The sequence below is a fragment of the Parapontixanthobacter aurantiacus genome, assembly GCF_009827635.1.
GTDB lineage: Bacteria > Pseudomonadota > Alphaproteobacteria > Sphingomonadales > Sphingomonadaceae > Parapontixanthobacter > Parapontixanthobacter aurantiacus.
The window spans coordinates 16,431-31,631 of record NZ_WTYW01000003.1 but is presented as its reverse complement, the minus strand read 5'-3'; the positions used below and the strand labels follow the sequence as shown (position 1 = coordinate 31,631).

14 protein-coding genes, 1 tRNA gene and 1 pseudogene are annotated in these 15,201 nt (G+C 55.8%); 4 read left to right on the top strand and 12 right to left on the bottom strand.

The features are described 5' to 3' along the window. Positions 1 to 208: 208 nt before the first annotated feature. The 3 genes and pseudogenes from GRI38_RS10620 (at position 209) to GRI38_RS14130 (ending at position 3,093) form a co-directional block, all read left to right on the top strand. Positions 209 to 1,402, top strand: coding sequence for an adenine-specific methyltransferase EcoRI family protein (locus GRI38_RS10620; RefSeq protein ID WP_160683523.1), 1,194 nt, complete (start codon positions 209 to 211; stop codon positions 1,400 to 1,402). 21 nt (positions 1,403 to 1,423) lie between these two features. Next, complete coding sequence (locus tag GRI38_RS10615) at positions 1,424 to 2,590, top strand: GmrSD restriction endonuclease domain-containing protein (RefSeq protein ID WP_160683520.1); 1,167 nt, start codon at positions 1,424 to 1,426, stop codon at positions 2,588 to 2,590. Between the two features lie 242 nt (positions 2,591 to 2,832). After that, positions 2,833 to 3,093, top strand: a pseudogene (locus GRI38_RS14130) (hypothetical protein). A 67-nt stretch (positions 3,094 to 3,160) separates the two neighbouring features. Here the strand turns inward: GRI38_RS14130 and GRI38_RS10610 are convergent. The 7 genes from GRI38_RS10610 to GRI38_RS10580 all read right to left on the bottom strand — a co-directional run bounded on the left by GRI38_RS10610 (position 3,161) and on the right by GRI38_RS10580 (position 10,987). Next, positions 3,161 to 4,156: a nuclease-related domain-containing protein gene (locus GRI38_RS10610; RefSeq protein WP_160683517.1), complete on the bottom strand. Its 996-nt coding sequence runs from the start codon at positions 4,154 to 4,156 to the stop codon at positions 3,161 to 3,163. A gap of 388 nt (positions 4,157 to 4,544) precedes the next feature. After that, positions 4,545 to 5,630: a serine hydrolase domain-containing protein gene (locus tag GRI38_RS10605; protein WP_160683514.1), complete on the bottom strand. Its 1,086-nt coding sequence runs from the start codon at positions 5,628 to 5,630 to the stop codon at positions 4,545 to 4,547. Between the two features lie 60 nt (positions 5,631 to 5,690). Next, positions 5,691 to 6,572 (bottom strand): hypothetical protein, encoded by an 882-nt coding sequence (locus GRI38_RS10600; RefSeq protein ID WP_160683511.1) that lies wholly within the window; start codon positions 6,570 to 6,572, stop codon positions 5,691 to 5,693. Next, positions 6,569 to 7,468: an ABC transporter ATP-binding protein gene (locus GRI38_RS10595; protein ID WP_160683508.1), complete on the bottom strand. Its 900-nt coding sequence runs from the start codon at positions 7,466 to 7,468 to the stop codon at positions 6,569 to 6,571. The genes GRI38_RS10600 and GRI38_RS10595 overlap by 4 nt, the downstream gene beginning before the upstream one ends. Position 7,469: 1 nt before the next feature. After that, entirely contained in the window at positions 7,470 to 7,820 is a 351-nt protein-coding gene (locus GRI38_RS10590) for a GntR family transcriptional regulator (protein ID WP_160683505.1), read from the bottom strand. Positions 7,821 to 8,250: 430 nt separating this feature from the next. Further along, positions 8,251 to 9,876, bottom strand: a complete 1,626-nt coding sequence (locus tag GRI38_RS10585; RefSeq protein ID WP_160683502.1) for a DUF927 domain-containing protein — start codon at positions 9,874 to 9,876, stop codon at positions 8,251 to 8,253. 328 nt (positions 9,877 to 10,204) lie between these two features. Further along, positions 10,205 to 10,987, bottom strand: a complete 783-nt coding sequence (locus GRI38_RS10580) for a hypothetical protein (RefSeq protein ID WP_160683499.1) — start codon at positions 10,985 to 10,987, stop codon at positions 10,205 to 10,207. 677 nt (positions 10,988 to 11,664) lie between these two features. Between GRI38_RS10580 and GRI38_RS10575 the strand changes: the two genes are divergently transcribed. After that, positions 11,665 to 12,126 (top strand): hypothetical protein, encoded by a 462-nt coding sequence (locus tag GRI38_RS10575; RefSeq protein ID WP_160683496.1) that lies wholly within the window; start codon positions 11,665 to 11,667, stop codon positions 12,124 to 12,126. A gap of 102 nt (positions 12,127 to 12,228) precedes the next feature. Here GRI38_RS10575 and GRI38_RS10570 read toward each other — a convergent pair. The 5 genes from GRI38_RS10570 to GRI38_RS10550 all read right to left on the bottom strand — a co-directional run bounded on the left by GRI38_RS10570 (position 12,229) and on the right by GRI38_RS10550 (position 15,174). After that, a tRNA-Lys gene (locus tag GRI38_RS10570) sits at positions 12,229 to 12,304 on the bottom strand. A 42-nt stretch (positions 12,305 to 12,346) separates the two neighbouring features. Continuing rightward, positions 12,347 to 12,862, bottom strand: a complete 516-nt coding sequence (gene folK / locus GRI38_RS10565) for a 2-amino-4-hydroxy-6-hydroxymethyldihydropteridine diphosphokinase (RefSeq protein ID WP_160683493.1) — start codon at positions 12,860 to 12,862, stop codon at positions 12,347 to 12,349. After that, on the bottom strand, positions 12,859 to 13,293 hold the full coding sequence (locus tag GRI38_RS10560; RefSeq protein WP_160683490.1) for a hypothetical protein: 435 nt from the start codon (positions 13,291 to 13,293) through the stop codon (positions 12,859 to 12,861). Before GRI38_RS10560 ends, folK begins: the two co-directional genes overlap by 4 nt. Before the next feature lie 10 nt (positions 13,294 to 13,303). Beyond that, positions 13,304 to 14,155, bottom strand: a complete 852-nt coding sequence (gene aguB / locus GRI38_RS10555) for an N-carbamoylputrescine amidase (RefSeq protein ID WP_160683487.1) — start codon at positions 14,153 to 14,155, stop codon at positions 13,304 to 13,306. 134 nt (positions 14,156 to 14,289) lie between these two features. Continuing rightward, complete coding sequence (locus GRI38_RS10550; protein ID WP_160683484.1) at positions 14,290 to 15,174, bottom strand: class I SAM-dependent methyltransferase; 885 nt, start codon at positions 15,172 to 15,174, stop codon at positions 14,290 to 14,292. Positions 15,175 to 15,201: the final 27 nt, after the last annotated feature.

Sequence of the window (15,201 nt, the reverse complement as noted above, 5' to 3'; positions counted from 1 at the left end):
TCGCGCCATCCCCTCAGCGTGAGGAGTTTTCATTTTATCAGATTTGAGCGTCCAGCATATCCTAAACAGGCCATGGGACAGTCGGTAAGAAAATCTTTGAATTGTTAAGTCGCTGACTTTCCAACTCAGACCTCTCAATAGCCAAGCTGCACTTAATAAGACGAATTATCAAGTATATTAGTTCTACCAACAATATTACGGAATAGTCATGGCGGAAAACGGCAATTCTTTGAATCTAGGCTTGACCGCCGCCCGGGAAGCTAAAAAAGACGAGTTCTATACTCAGTATGTAGACATTCAGAAGGAGGTTGAAGCCTATCTTGAGTTCGACCCTGATACCTTTCGAGACAAAACGGTTTACTGTAACTGCGATGACCCTTTTGAAAGCAATTTCTTTAAATACTTCGCTGCGAATTTCAATCGTTTAGGTCTACGCAAGCTGATCACAACCAGCTATGACGGATCCTCGATTGCTGGCGGACAAATCACATTTGATGAATACGCCGAGGGAACTGGCGAACGGGGAAAGCCAGCGGCAATCTCGGTTGAGATTGAAGAAGTGACCGACCTTGACGGGGATGGCGCTATTGGAATCGAAGATGTCAAACTGTTCCTTGAGCGTAACCCGCATTCCCATAAGCCGCTATCAGGAGGTGGTGATTTTCGCAGCGATGAGTGCATAGAGCTTTTGCATGAAGCCGACATCATCGTAACCAACCCACCATTTTCTCTTTTCCGGGAATTCATGTCCCTGCTCGTAGAGCACAACAAGAAGTTTCTCGTCATCGGCAACCTGCAAGCGCTAACTTACAAAGAAATCTTTCCTCTTATCGCAGCTGACAAACTTTGGATGGGGGTGACAATCCATAGCGGTGACCGTGAATTTCGTGTGCCGGATCATTACCCACTAAATGCTTCAGGACACCGAACGGACGAGAAGGGTCTCAAATACATCAGAGTGAAGGGGGTTCGCTGGTACACGAATCTGGACCACGGTCGACGGCATCAAGAGCTGCCTCTGATGTCGATGCAAGACAATTTGCGTTTCAATAAGAAAATAAACGGCAAACCAGTATATGAGAAGTACGATAACTATGACGCTATAGAAGTGTCTTACACCGATGCTATCCCCAATGACTACCCAGAAGTTATGGGCGTTCCGATCACATTTCTCGACAAATATAATCCAGAACAATTTGAGATTCTTGGAACCCTTGAGTCGAGCGACCCCAAAAACCCGTACAGGACACGTTGGTATTCCTCACAAGATCAGAAAGATGCCTATTTCCGACGGTTTGGCAAATCAGGTAATATTCCTCTCAACATGTCGGGTGTTATCAACGACGTAAAGGTTTATAAGCGAATCCTTATTAGACATCGCGCCATAAATAATCGCGCTTAAATATAATATGGGGGAATTGGGGTGCAGACGACCCTTGAGAAGGATATGACAGTAGCCCAGCTTTGCGAAGGCTTCGTATATAATCAACTTGAAGGCAAAGGGTTGTTCGGGTTGGCGGGAAAGCTCACGATCCAACCAGAATATCAGCGCAACTACATATATGCTGAGGATAACGGGAAACGAGAGCAAGCAGTCATCGAGTCGTTAATCAGTGGCTATCCTCTGGGACTTCTTTATTTTAATAAACTATCGGCCGAGGAATTTGAAGTACTTGACGGGCAACAGCGGATTACCAGCATTGGACGTTTCGTTACGAACAAGTTCGCCATAATGGATGGCAGCAATCCTAAGCTCTTTAATAGCCTTCCAAAGGATCAACAGGCGAAGATTCTTAATTCAAAGATGCTGATTTACTTCTGTGAAGGCACGGAAACTGAAATAAAGCAGTGGTTTGAAACCATTAATATCGCAGGCGTTCCACTCAAACCCCAAGAGCTGCTGAATGCGATATATTCCGGTCCTTTCGTGTCTCGTGCGAAAGCTGAATTCAGTAACAGCCAAAACGCTAATATACAGAAATGGTCAGCCTACATTCGGGGGAGCGCTAATCGGCAAGACTATCTCGAACGCGCATTGGATTGGGTCAGCAAGGGCGATATCGGCAGCTATATGAGCACCCACCGCACCGACAACAACATCTCCGAACTTAAGAACTATTTTGATAGCGTGATCGATTGGGTCTCCAGCGTCTTTGCAGACGTTGAAAAGGAGATGCAGGGCGTGGAGTGGGGGCGGCTTTATGAAAGCTATCACGAGTTATCTTATGACCCTAAGGCCGTTTCCGCGGAGGTCGTGAGACTTTATGCCGACCCTTTCGTCAAGAACAGGCGCGGTGTGTTTGAGTTCATCCTGGGAGGCTCTCAAGATACCAAGCTGTTGGACATTCGGGTCTTCGACGAAGCTACAAAAAGGTCGGTCTACAACGAGCAGACCAAAGCTGCGCAGACGAAGACCACATCGAATTGCTCTCTTTGCGCCGTAGGCCATGACGCAAACAAAAGTAAGATATGGTCGCTCAAGGAGATGGAAGCCGACCATGTTTCCGCTTGGAGCAAAGGGGGGGCGACCTCCCCTTCAAATTGCGAGATGCTTTGTAAGACACACAACCGGGCCAAGGGGAATCGGTGACCGGCGTACTGCATTCATATATCCTACGGCACAATCCGGCACACTTTTCGGCTTATTTGATCCGCACCCTCGATCGCGACCTTTGGTTGCCCCAAGTTACATGGCCATATTGCACTCAGTACAAAACTGAGAAAATGTCATGACGCGCGTGGCAAGCGAAAGCTACGCAGCGTGTTGTTTGACGCATTAAGCCAAACCATTCGCTGCTGGAACGAACAGCCTGTGCAGCCTATTGCGTCGTCATGACGCTCGATGATCTCCTGCAGCGCTATTTCGGTACGCGCGACATGGCGGCTATCGCTCCGGACGCGGTGCCAGCGGCAGTGGAAAGGATCCGAGTCGATTTTGGAATGGAGTAAGACCGGGGGCGGCGCTTCGCGCTGTGGTCACTGCTTTTTCTGCTCGGTGAGGCGCCTGACCTGGAGACAGCTTTTAAGCTTGAAGAAGACCGCGAAGCAGCGCGCAATCTGATGGACCTAATGGCCGCGGAAAGCAGCAGTTGAATGCGCGCCCAGTGGGTACGTTTTACCCAAAGTGCAATTTGACGCGTGGCCGTAACTTGGCGGTTGGTTAAGCGTCCAACTTGCGGGCAATCGCAACACGAATATCGTCGAACAATTCAGCATCGAACACCCAATTTTTGAACCGCGGGTTCCAGCGTGCTTTGCCTTTGCACGCTCCGCGTACCACCGAGATAAGCTCCTCATTCGTGTCGCTGCGCAGCGCCAGTCGCCCATCCGGCAGTTCGCGAATGGTAATCGCGCCATGAACCGTATCGATGGTGTGCGGGAACGCTGCCGGCATCGGGGCGGGGGAGGGCGTAAGCTCGGCGGCGGGCGCTATCGCCTTTGCCGGAATGCTGAGTTCCTTGCGCCAGTCCCGGACCGCCGGAACGTACGCGTCCGACAGGCGCTGACCGAGCTCCGTTAAATCTTGCGCAGACATTCCATTGGCTAAGTGCCGTCCGAACATGGATAGTGCTGAAACGACGCCAATTTTGTCCGCTTGCTGCAGCCACCACGCGCCAAAATTATCGGACTTCACGACATGCGCATCGCTGGCCAAATGCTTCCTTTTCACGCTTGAAGTTGGCGAAACCAAGACAACCGGGGTGATGGTGCGGACGGTGGTCACCTTTGCTTCGTCAAGCCATTGCCGCAGCAAAATAGCCTGTCGGCGTGCTTGATTGACCGGTGACGCTACCGGGGTAGGCTTTTTGCCGTACCACATTGTCCAGTCACCATGCTCATCGCAGCTAAGCCGCCCTGAATAGCTCTTAGTTTCCAGCAACCATGCCGCTTGCTGAAAGCGGTGAATGATGAGGTGATCGATTTGCGCAACGTCTCCGCCAACTGCGATCCGCACATCATGCACTAAGCCAATGCTTTCGGAATTCCCAAACTCTCGGTTGAGGAAATGCGCTGCACTTCGCTCGCCCGTAGCTCCCTTGCGCAGTCGCACCAAACGTTTGTCAATGGCCGCATGATGGGTATGCGAAGCTGAGGCGCGCAGCTGTTCGAGTTCAGCTATGTCAGCTGCAACCGCACTCGCTTCTTTCAGAATCATCGCAATCGCCCCTGAGCCAAACCATTTCCCAACTTTGCAAAGTATGAGTTATTAAACTTTTTGAGTCAGCAAGCGAAGCCCCGTACTAACCGTCCGTTACCACGCGCAAACAACAATAATGGTCAGTGTCTTATCAAGGGTAATCGCAGTGGACGCGGTGATTAAATTTAGCACCTTCTCGGACGGTCTTATTACCAGCAAACGCGCGCCGAGGAAGGGCTTTGTGCTGAAGCAAGCCGCCAAGTATCGGGATCGAAGGCTTAAAAATTTTTAGCATCGTTAAGGGCGGAAGCAACGAAACGACAGCTTTGCGCCCACATCGGTCATTCGCGGCTTCCGCATTCCTGCTTAGAAGCGGCCAGTCCGCTTCTGACTTCTTGCGCTGAGCTCATTCGCCCTCTTGAGAGAGGCGGGGAGCGAGGACCTCTAGGACGAAATCTCCGTCGAAGTCGTCCGTATTTCCCAGCGCGGCGACGGCGGCACCCGATTGAGGATCGAAGGCAACGAACGCTCCGTATCCGCCGGTGCCGCCTCCGTGCGAGACGATCCAGCGACCGTTCCTCTCTCGCATTTGCCAAAGCATGCCGATCTTCCAAACGCCTTTACCGATGTCACGTTGAGGCAGCTGCGCCGCGCGCATCGACCGTTCCAGATCGCTTCGCGCAGGTCCGATATGCGCATCGAGATAAGTGAGCAGGTCGCCGACCGTCGAGTTCAACCCGCCAGCGCCCGCGAGACCATCCACATTCCAATAGGGGACCGGCTCGCCGTTTTTCGCGTGGCCCACAGACATGCCGCGTTCGGGCCGCTCAAATGAGGTGTTACGCAGTTTTAAGGGCTGTAGGATCCGCTTCTTCACAAGCGTCTTGTAGTCCTTGGCGCCAGCGGCGCGCACTAGGGCCAGGCCGAGAAGGCCAGCGCCGTAGTTCGAGTAGCGTTGCGTGCCGATATCGTGCGCCAGTTCATGGGTCGCCAGAAACTGAAGTATGTCTTCCGGCTGATACGAGGCGTAGGGGTTCTGCGGATCGGGTGCGGTCCATTCATCCGGCATTCGAGGAAGACCCGAGCGGTGCGTCGCAAGGTCAAGCAGGGTTATCTCCTTGCCTCCACGAGTAGGCACGCGGGTGCCGGCCGGCAAGTGTTTCGCGACCGGATCCTCGAGTGCGACCTCACCGCGCCTAATCGCCTCGGCCAGCAGGACACCCGTGAAGGTCTTGGTTATTGAGCCGATCTCGAAGACATGCTCGGGCGCAACTGGGCCGATCTTGTCGCCTGCAGTACCCGCGGTCAGCACCCGACGCGAACCGTCAGGCCGTAGAATGCCGAGCGCCACCCCCTTGGTGCGGCCCGAACTCACGGCTTCATCGAGCAGCACCTGGATTTCGGCGTCCGAGGGAATTTGCTTCTGCGCCATAGCCGGCGAAGACAGGACAAGGCACGCCGCTGCTGCGGCAGAAACAATTCTGCGAAACATTATCTGATTTCCTCTGAGAAGCCGGGTTCCCTCCCGGCGAGCAGGTCCAACTCGGCTGATTTATCCCGTTCGCTCCCGATGGCGGGCGATCGCCGCCAGCAGGAGGATCACCGCGGCGGCGAACCAAGACAGCATCGCCGTGGCCCAACTCCGCAAGCTGGGCAAATCGCGCCATACCGAAACGGTCTGCCCATCAGCACGCATCCATTCATCACTCAGGCTGGACACACCGGCCGTCAACGCGACGTTGTACCCCAGCGAACCGTTCGCTGCGAGGTCCTGCCACCGCATGAGCGACTGCCCGACCGCGCCGCCCGGTGACGCCACAAAGACGATCGCCAGCAACATCGCGCCACCGAACAGCACGACGCCGAGTATTCGGAGCGGATGCCGGAGCCCGAGTAATGCCGCACTTGCCAGAAGATAGACGATCAAAGCGGAGAAGACCGGCACGAACCAAAGCCAGACGGGCGGGCTCCATCTGCGCAACTCGAGTTGCGTGAAAGATGTGCTGGCATCGCCCACCAAGCGCTGTTCGGTCTCGCCCATCGAGCCGCCGCTTCCTAGTGCAAGTGCTGCAATCCAGGCGAATACAAGCAGAACGAGCACGAGCAGCCAGAATGCGCCCGCTACCACCTTTGTCGCCGCCACCCTTTGACGACTAACTGGCATGAACCAGACGAACGCATCGGCGAACGCCGGCTCTGCTCGCCAGATGGCGAAGGGCAGAAGCAGCGCGAGCGGCAGGACGGCCAGGAGAAGCTCGGGATCGGCATTAAGTCCGGCTCCCCCGCGGATCGCTTCGAAGAGGCCGATGGCCGTCAGGACTAGGAGAATGACGATTAGCGCCAGCGCCTCACGCCGAAGGCTTCGGCCGGTAATCCTGATCTGCTCGACAAGCTGGCGGCCAAGGCTCGCGGGATGATCCCGAACTGGGCTCATGACTTCGGCTCCGACCGAAGGCGGGCAACCACTGCCTCGGAGAGATCGAGCCTTCCGGCGTGGCGAATAGTAGCACCCGATTTCGTGATGAGCGGCTGAATCAAAGCGAGTTGGCCCGTCACTAGGAGCGTGGGCGAGCGGCCAATCGCATGGTCTTGCCGCAGGACTGCAGTCTGAAGCTCGGATGGTGCGGACCAGCCGGATGGCGCATCCAGTTCCAGCCGGTGAAGTTCGCCGAGCATGCGCTCGACCGGCTCTTGATGAAGCATGGCGCCGGAGCGCAGGATGGCGACGTGGTCGGCCAGTTGCGCCACTTCGGAAACCAGGTGGGTTGAAACCACTGCGGTACAGCCGGTATCGGCTGTGTGCTCTGTGAAGAGGCGCAGCGTGCGATCACGGACTAGCGGATCAAGCCCGTCCGTCGGCTCGTCGAGGAGGAGAAGCTGTGGTCGGTGCGCCAGCGCGGCGACGATTTGCACGCAGCGCCTCTGGCCCTTCGACAACGCCTTCAGCCGCCGTTCCATGCGGACGTCGAGGATCTGCACGAGATGGAGCGCATATTGGCGATCCCACGAGGGGTAGTAGCTGGCGACGTGGGCCAGCATCTCCCCGACGCGCAGCCAGCCATAGCCCCAATCGGTCGTTTCAGAAACGAACCCGACCTGGGCCCGGACCGCCGCACCGTTGCATGCCGGGTCCAGGCCAAGGACCTCGCAAGCGCCTGTCGTGCGCCGCTCAAGGTTGATTAGAATGCGCAGTAAAGTGGTCTTGCCGGCACCGTTTGTTCCCGCCAGCAAGCACACCGCGCCTTCGGGTACTGAGAAGTCGACATCTGTCAGCGCGCGGTGGTGTCCATAGCGCTTCGTAAGTGCAGAAGTTTTGATCGCGCTGTCCATCTCAGGCTTCCTTCGCCTGCTTTACCAGAGCCTTGGAGGCGGGCTGAGTGGCTTCGATGATGCCGGCGGCGAACTCGTCGGGAGAGATGCCGTTGCGCTGCGCCTCGATCAGGGCCCGGGCGACGACATTGGCCAGGATACGCTTACGCTCTTCGGGCAGCTTCAGTTGCGCCGAGACGAACGTCCCATGGCCGCGGCGCACGTAAACGACACCTTCACGCTCGAGCTCGCGATAGGCCTGAACGATCGTGTTGGGGTTCAGACGCAGATCAGCTGCAAGCTGGCGCACGGATGGCAATGGCATGTCGGACTTAAGCTCCCCCAGAACAATCAGCCGTCGCACTTCATCCATGAGCTGGACGTAGATCGGTCGAGGCTGCGATGGATCAATCGTTAGATGCACTGAACTTCCCGAATTGTATCGGTGAACTAGTGCACTAGGATTATTGCGTCAAGGGTTACTTTTCTGTGCCTTAGCAAATCTGGCGCCGAGCGGCTGCAGTAGCCGCGACCGCTGGTCCACTCTCTGCGGGATAACTTTTTAGCGGGGCCAAAGCCGCTCCGCCTGTGGATGTTATATCGAATGGCAGGTTTCTGCCCTCGGGGGATTCAGAGCGTAGTGTCCGCAACCGGCCCAAAATTCAGACATATCGAACTATGTTGAAAGTGATGAATTGTCATGACTGTCGAAACACATCGCTGGTCGCTATACGTAATATGCCGCGCCGCCTCGCAGTGGCGCGGCATTCAACTTCGCGAAGGAAGCCAGCAGAAAATCTGTCCTACCCAAGGAGACGACGAAGGTTGATGCAAACGTAACGATTGCGGTCATCATGCCCGGTGAGCTTGCGCTTGACCGTGTTACGACCCCCTTCATAGAACATGACTTTGCGAACTTCAGGGTCATTCAGCAACGCCGTCCTATCGATGGGTAGACGTGCAATCTGCTCGCGTGTCAGCAGAAATTCGTCCATCCCATAATTCTCTTTGATGATCCCTGACGCCAAATCGATATCTTTCTTGCTAGCCGATGTCAGACTATTGCGAAGGTCGAGCACGTCCTCATCGTCTACGAGCGCTCGAAGCAAATCGATGGGTTCGATAATTTGTTCGCGGGCGCTCAATGTCCGCCGTAAGGCCATGCGTACCGATTTGTTCGGCGTGAAGGAGTTGGGCAGCGCGCCGCTTGCAATAGCTATCTCACCGGCGGCGTAGATCATGGCGAACGAATGCAGAACACGGTCTTCGACGACAATGTTCGGCCAGCGCCTGATGTCTTTTTTAAACTGCGCCGCCTTCTCCCGCACCTGCGCATCTGTCCAACCCGGACCGTGCTTCGCCTCCTGCTCCGTCAAAAAGCTTACAAAATGCGGCAACGCTGTTCCGTGGTTACGCGCTATCGCTTGCGACAGCCGCTGACAGAAATCAGCGACGGTTGAATCCCACGTTACTTTCCGATTGAAGACTCCGCCCTTCTCCTTCCTTCTGACCTTGATGGTCATCATTCGGTCTGCAACGGCGCGCGCAATTTCACTATCCAGCTGCCGCGCATTCTCGTGCCATGGACGGTTGGTCGACATAAGAAACGTGAATTGACCTGCTGCCTTTTCTTCCTGCCCGAGACGCTTTTTCGATCGACCTTCGCTCAACTGGAATATCAGCGAAGCGATATCTCGGCCCCCTTTACTTCCGCTAGCCAGCGTCACGAGGTTGGCTTCGTCAAGCAGAAAAGGCATATGCCGGTATCGCGGCATCATAGCATCAAGCGCGTTGGTCGTTGCATTCATACTGACCACATATCTATTTGGCGGTCCTGCAATTGAAGCCACGCAGTCCAGCAAGGTGGATTTGCCCGTGGCGCGCTCGCCTGCGAACTCAATACCGAAATTCATGTCGCGACTGTCAAATGGCAAAAGCGCAGCGCAGAAGCCCAGCATCATAGCCACTTCCGCGAGATGGTGACTCGAAAGCAAATCTGCGACTTCGGTCTTCCACGTATTGTGGTCACCATTCACGCCCAGTAGTGTCTTGTCTGCTTTGAAAATGGCTATCGGTTTCACATCATCTTTCGAGCCGATCAAATTTCCGTCGGCGAAGGCGAAGAAAGTTCCGTTCCATCCCGGCTGCTCACATACCACAGTTGTTTGAAACCCATCGTACTCAGCAACCTCATCGCTTAGTTGAACATAGCTATCTTTGGCGAGAACGATGTTCTCATTAGCCAAAGCGCGTTTTGCGGCTGTCGAAGAGACAAAGTCGCTGTAATCGTACCACCGGGAAGTAATAACCGCTTTGGACTTCTCGAGCGCTTTGACCTGTATGTATCGCTTGCCGTTCAATCGATTTCGACGGCCGTCAATACGTAACTTTGCGATGTTTGCATCGGATATTGAAAATGAATGTGTCATTAGTATTATTCCTCTGGAGGAGTCCCCGAAGCAGCGCGCAGTTGCTCGCATTGCGTTCTGTCGTTATTCAAAACACGTCCGGGTTTGGATTGAAGCGTTCGCTCCATGGGAGCCTCCGCAGCAGCGAAGACGGTCTATGGGAAGATCAGCGACGCCGTTTGCGCAGAACACAGTAAAGCCAGCGTTGAAGTCAGGTTCAACGCACTTTACACACGGCGAACAGTGTTATTTCCATAAAGAACTAAAAGTGTAGCAATTAGCTAGTATTCATCATGGTATACCTCCTATATGGACACTAAAACTGACAATTAGTGTTCAAACGGTCGTATTATTTTTCGAGTATCTGGCCATTGCGAACGGACAGGCCCATCATCAATGTGATTCTTTGAAGGCGTTGGCGATGCAGCCACAGAAGCGCGCGTACGTGTTCTTGAGGCGGCAGGCGCACGCCGGGGCCGGGGCCGCGCAGCTTCCAGAACGGTTTGAGAATGTAGCCGAGAGCGCTGGGTAGATTGGTCAACGGCTGCCGCGTAATAAGTATGGGGCGCTTGCAGTCCGGAATACCGGGTATTCCTTCCCAAGGTTGGTATGCTTTGCGCTTTCGAAGCTTATCGATGGCGGCACGGTGGCGGTCGGTCGCGACTCCGTGAATGTGAAATTGATAACAGTTGGTTTTCGGATCGAACGACGCTTCAATTGCAGCGAAAAGCCAACCCACGTTATCACCGCGCATTTCATTACGCACATCTTGCCGGAACTGGTCCAGAAGGGATTTGGGATCTACGTCGAAGAGATCACCAGCGTACGTTGCCCATTCCTGCCGAACGACGGTGAACATACCGCAGCTGTCAGGCTCGTTTACGCAAAGAAGCCGGTAAACATTGCCGATTACGCAGTCTCTTCTCTCTCGCATGTACAGCGGGTTGGCAATCGATGGGTATGGGTGCTTCGGGTCCTGAAACTCCAAAATATTGGCTAATTCGTGAGCGTATTGAACCCACAACGATGAGTCGTTTTTTAAACGCAAATCGATTATGCGACGTTGGATTTCCTTGAGCTGCTTGGCTTTTGGATCGAACCCCTCTCCGTTTGTAGAAAGGCGATACTCCATGGGTGGGAGCTTAACGTCGGCTACGCTCGGCCGACCAGGTGATCGCTGTCTGAGCGAATGAGCGGCCTGTTGAACAATGCGCGCAGTCGCCTTGTCCTTGCGGGTTACTAGGGGCGCTAAAGCGTTTAGTTCGCGTTTAAAACTTCGCGATCCTCGCGAGTCTAACATGACGACCGCCCGCTGCGCTCGCTTGAAGAGAGCGAACAATTCTTATCCCCAATTGCTCGACCGATCCTGTTTTGGCTTCGCTGGCTAGTTGTGGTTGCGGCAGGCGAACTGCTTTGGCTTGGCTCGCAGAAGTTGTTTCGCTCAAACTTTTCGATGTCTTCGAGGGCATATCGAACCGCTGAGCCAAATTTTGCATACCTAATTAGTCGCGCGCCGCCGCGATCTTTCTGAAGCCATTTAACGCTCATATTTAAACGAGCAGCAGTCTGTGCTTCCGTGAGCCAACGTGCACCTTCTGGCGTGCTTTCGGTTCTATTTCGTTGTTCAGTCATGCTCGGCGTTTAACCGAAAAAAATACCTTCTCGGACGAGCACTGAGTAACTGAACTCCACCTTCCGAAAAAAGTTTGCAACGCTTTACTCTGCGACGGTCAAGGACTGCACCGTCGCAGAAACGGCTCGCATTTAGATGCGATGCCGAGTAAGTTCGTGCGAGGAGGTATTGGGTCTATGCCAATCTCGAGGATCGGGATCGCAACTGCTAACTTTGAAGATAAAGCTGATCGCATAATTGCAGACGCTTTACGTATCCAAAGAACTGGTGCGGCTAGTCCGTTTGAAAATCGCTTAGGATTCTTTAAAACTGAGGCGTATAAATTACTACGCCGGACAATTACTGCTCAAGGCGGGCACACCATCATAACGAGTATTGTCCGAAAGATGGACGTCGATCCAAGTCACATCTTCTATCGAGGAAACGAATTTCATTACGGCTTGCTTGCGATAGATCCGCATTTCGATGTCATCGATGCTAAGGGTGTGTCGCGTTTCGCAAGGCAGTTCGCGTATGCACACAAGCATGATGTTCCAGCACACCTGCTCATAGGATTTCTTTACCAGTCAGGATCCACCGACGAGATAACTAGAAAACTGCAAAACAACACGTTCGAACCGTGGTTTGGGAAGGTTTAGTCTACCCAAACTTGGCAGCTGTCGCATGATCCGGCAATGGTTGCTATTTGGTTGCCAGCGCAAACCTATGCATTAAGCTACACGACTAACGTATTGAAATATTGGTGAGCCCTGCTGGGTTCGAACCAGCGACCTACTGATTAAAAGTCAGTTGCTCTACCGACTGAGCTAAGGGCCCGCACCAAGGGCGGCAGCGGTCTGTGACCGGCGGCACGCGCGCTCACCTAAGCGCGGGAGCGGGCTTGGTCAAGCGCGCAAGGAGCTGGGCGATCGTGAACCCCGTCACCGGATCGCGCCAATCCCGCGCGACTTCGCTTGCGGGGGTCAGGACGAAGGAACGTTCGCGGAACGCGGGATGGGGGATCAGAAGGTCCTCGGAGGCGAAAATACCGCCGTTCCACAGCACGATGTCGAGGTCAAGCGTGCGTTCGCGCCACCGCTGCCCCCGACGTAACCTGTTGAAATCCTTTTCGATTCGGCGAATTCTCTCGAGCATTCCCTCGGGTTTGAGAGCACTCGCGACGAGGGCGGCAGCATTGGCATAGCGGCGCTGCGAGGGTCCGATGGGGGCGGTATCGTGGATGCGCGAGGCGGAGACAAGCGCCAAGCCATTCAAATCCAAGTATTTCATCGCACGATCGAGTACGGCGCGCGGCCCCCCGATCCGGGCAAGCCTGCGGTTCGAGCCGAGCGCTAGCAGATAGCGATGCGGTAAGGAGGAACACTCGAAAGTCACATGAAAACGTCGATTTCGACCGCTTGCGATCGCGGCGTATCGAGCGCAACTATCCGTTTTCGCTTGATAATGCCGCTCCGCTCCATGCGATAGGGCACAGTGATGTCGAGAGCGTGCTCAAGCGCCCTCAACCGCACCGAGATGGCTGCTACGGGTGTCGATCCGCCGGAAATCGCGCTCGCGAGGTCGACGACGATGGCGCTCGCCGAAATCATGCCGGCAGCGGCACGTTCGCGCATCAGTTCCACATAGTTTTCGACGACGTCCGCTCCCGGTCTCGTCTGCCGCATGTCGAGGACGGCGACCGAGGTGATCGTGCCGGGCGGGCGCATCTCGAACAGAATGGGAAAGAACGACCCGTTCTTTTCGAGCAACGCCGTCGCCGCTTCTATCGCGGCCTCGTACAACCGATTGAGCCGGTCGTTGTGCATGAGGGTCGCGTTACCGATCCTCGCAGATCCGGCCATAAAGCTGCGGGCGGCGGTCGCGGAAGAAGCCCATTCCCGCCCGGTGGCGCGCAGCGGTCGCAAGATCGAGCGTCGCGATCAGCGCCTTCGTCTCGCTTGTGCCCGTTTCCGCGAGGTAATCGCCCCATTCGTTGGTGATGAAGCTGTGGCCGTAGAAGGTCTGCCCGTCTTCCGTCCCGATGCGGTTGCAGGCGACCACCGGCATGCAGTTGGAGACGGCATGGCCGACCATCGCGCGGCGCCACATCCGGCTCGTGTCGAAATCGGCATCATAGGGTTCGGAGCCGATTGCGGTCGGATAGAACAGCACTTCCGCGCCCAGCAGGGCCATGACCCGCGCGGTTTCGGGATACCACTGGTCCCAGCAGATGCCGACGCCGATCGTGGTCCCGCAGACCTGCCACACCTTGAAACCGTCATTGCCGGGGCGGAAGTAGTATTTTTCCTCGTAGCCCGGCCCATCGGGAATATGGCTCTTGCGGTATGTCCCCATGATTTCGCCATCCGGCGCAATCATTGCCAGCGTGTTGTAGTAATGGTGTCCATCGCGTTCGAAGAAGCTCGTCGGGATGGCGACCTTCAGCTTCGCGGCCAGTTTCTGCATGGCAAGGACGCTGGGATGCTCGGCCGTGGGCCGGGCACGCGCGAACAGGGCCTCATCCTCCGTCTTGCAGAAATAGGGACCGGCAAAGAGTTCGGGCGGGCAGACGATCTGCGCACCCTTTGCCGCCGCTTCCTCGACGAGGGCGGAAACGGCACCGATATTATCGGCCTCGTCGGGTGAAGACAATTCGCATTGAAGCGCGGCGACGGTCAGTTCGGTCATGCGGCACGATCTAGGTAGCACGAGCGGACAAGTCCACTTGCCCGTTGCGTGCCGCCGTCATTCACGGCCTTGCTCTGCGCCCGCCACGAAGCGGCCATTCGGCTACCTCGCGGGGAAGGTCTCGCTGCACCTCGTCAGGGACGCTTGCGGAACAACAACGTCATCCGGTCGGATTCGCCCAGATTGCGAAGGTCGTCCCGATCGGTGCGCAGGACCGGCGGCATTTCCCAGACGCCCTGCTCGTGATCCGCCGTGTCGTTCGGGTTGGCGTTGATCTCGCTCGAGCCGACCAGTTCGAAGCCCATGGATTCGACGAAGGAAACGACGTCGTCCTGCCGCAGATAACCCTTGGTGCCATTGGCATATTCGGAAGTGGCGTCAGCCGGGGCGCGATGCTGCACGATGCCGAGCAGCCCGCCGGGCTTCAGCAGCATCCGCATCTTCTTCAATTCGTTGTCCGCGATATTGGCGCGCATCAGATTGTGCATCATCCGGATGACCAGCACGCGGTCGAACGTTCCCGCTTCCTCGTCGGTAATCGTCTCCAGCGTCATGCCGGAAAACCTGTCGGCGGGAAGGCCGGTGAATTCGGCGGCCTGCGCGGGGAAGTTCGCGGCGGCCTGGCGAAAGCCTTCCTGCGCCTCCGCATCGAACGGTCCCGCCATCGGATCGAAGAACAGGCCGACGAGTTGGCCCTCACCGCCGAGATAGTGGCCGAGGACGCGGGTGTACCAGCCGCCGCCAGGGGCATATTCGCCGACTTTCATGTCGGGTTCCACGCGGAAGAAGCTGAGCGTTTCGGACGGGTGGCGATACTGGTCGCGCGCGCGATCCTCGGCACGGCTCGGGTGATTGAGAGCGCCCGACAACGCTTCTGCATATTGTGCTTCGAACGCCGCCGGGTCCGCAAGGTCGGAGGTGGCAGTCTTGTCCTCAGCCATGTGGTGGTCGGCGAGGGCGGGCGTGCCGACGCTACCGAGGCCGATTGCTGCGAGGGAAATCGAAAGGGCTTTGCGCATGGGTCGTTCCTTTGATCGCCAGAAGGG

Coding starts and splice junctions, on each gene's coding strand:
- GRI38_RS10620 (WP_160683523.1), top strand. CDS start 209: ATGGCGGAAAACGGCAATTCTTTGAATCTAGGCTTGACCGCCGCCCGG.
- GRI38_RS10610 (WP_160683517.1), bottom strand. CDS start 4,156: ATGATTCTGAAAGAAGCGAGTGCGGTTGCAGCTGACATAGCTGAACTC.
- GRI38_RS10605 (WP_160683514.1), bottom strand. CDS start 5,630: ATGTTTCGCAGAATTGTTTCTGCCGCAGCAGCGGCGTGCCTTGTCCTG.
- GRI38_RS10600 (WP_160683511.1), bottom strand. CDS start 6,572: ATGAGCCCAGTTCGGGATCATCCCGCGAGCCTTGGCCGCCAGCTTGTC.
- GRI38_RS10595 (WP_160683508.1), bottom strand. CDS start 7,468: ATGGACAGCGCGATCAAAACTTCTGCACTTACGAAGCGCTATGGACAC.
- GRI38_RS10590 (WP_160683505.1), bottom strand. CDS start 7,820: ATGGATGAAGTGCGACGGCTGATTGTTCTGGGGGAGCTTAAGTCCGAC.
- GRI38_RS10585 (WP_160683502.1), bottom strand. CDS start 9,876: ATGACACATTCATTTTCAATATCCGATGCAAACATCGCAAAGTTACGT.
- GRI38_RS10580 (WP_160683499.1), bottom strand. CDS start 10,987: ATGGAGTATCGCCTTTCTACAAACGGAGAGGGGTTCGATCCAAAAGCC.
- GRI38_RS10575 (WP_160683496.1), top strand. CDS start 11,665: ATGCCAATCTCGAGGATCGGGATCGCAACTGCTAACTTTGAAGATAAA.
- GRI38_RS10560 (WP_160683490.1), bottom strand. CDS start 13,293: ATGCACAACGACCGGCTCAATCGGTTGTACGAGGCCGCGATAGAAGCG.
- aguB (WP_160683487.1), bottom strand. CDS start 14,155: ATGACCGAACTGACCGTCGCCGCGCTTCAATGCGAATTGTCTTCACCC.
- GRI38_RS10550 (WP_160683484.1), bottom strand. CDS start 15,174: ATGCGCAAAGCCCTTTCGATTTCCCTCGCAGCAATCGGCCTCGGTAGC.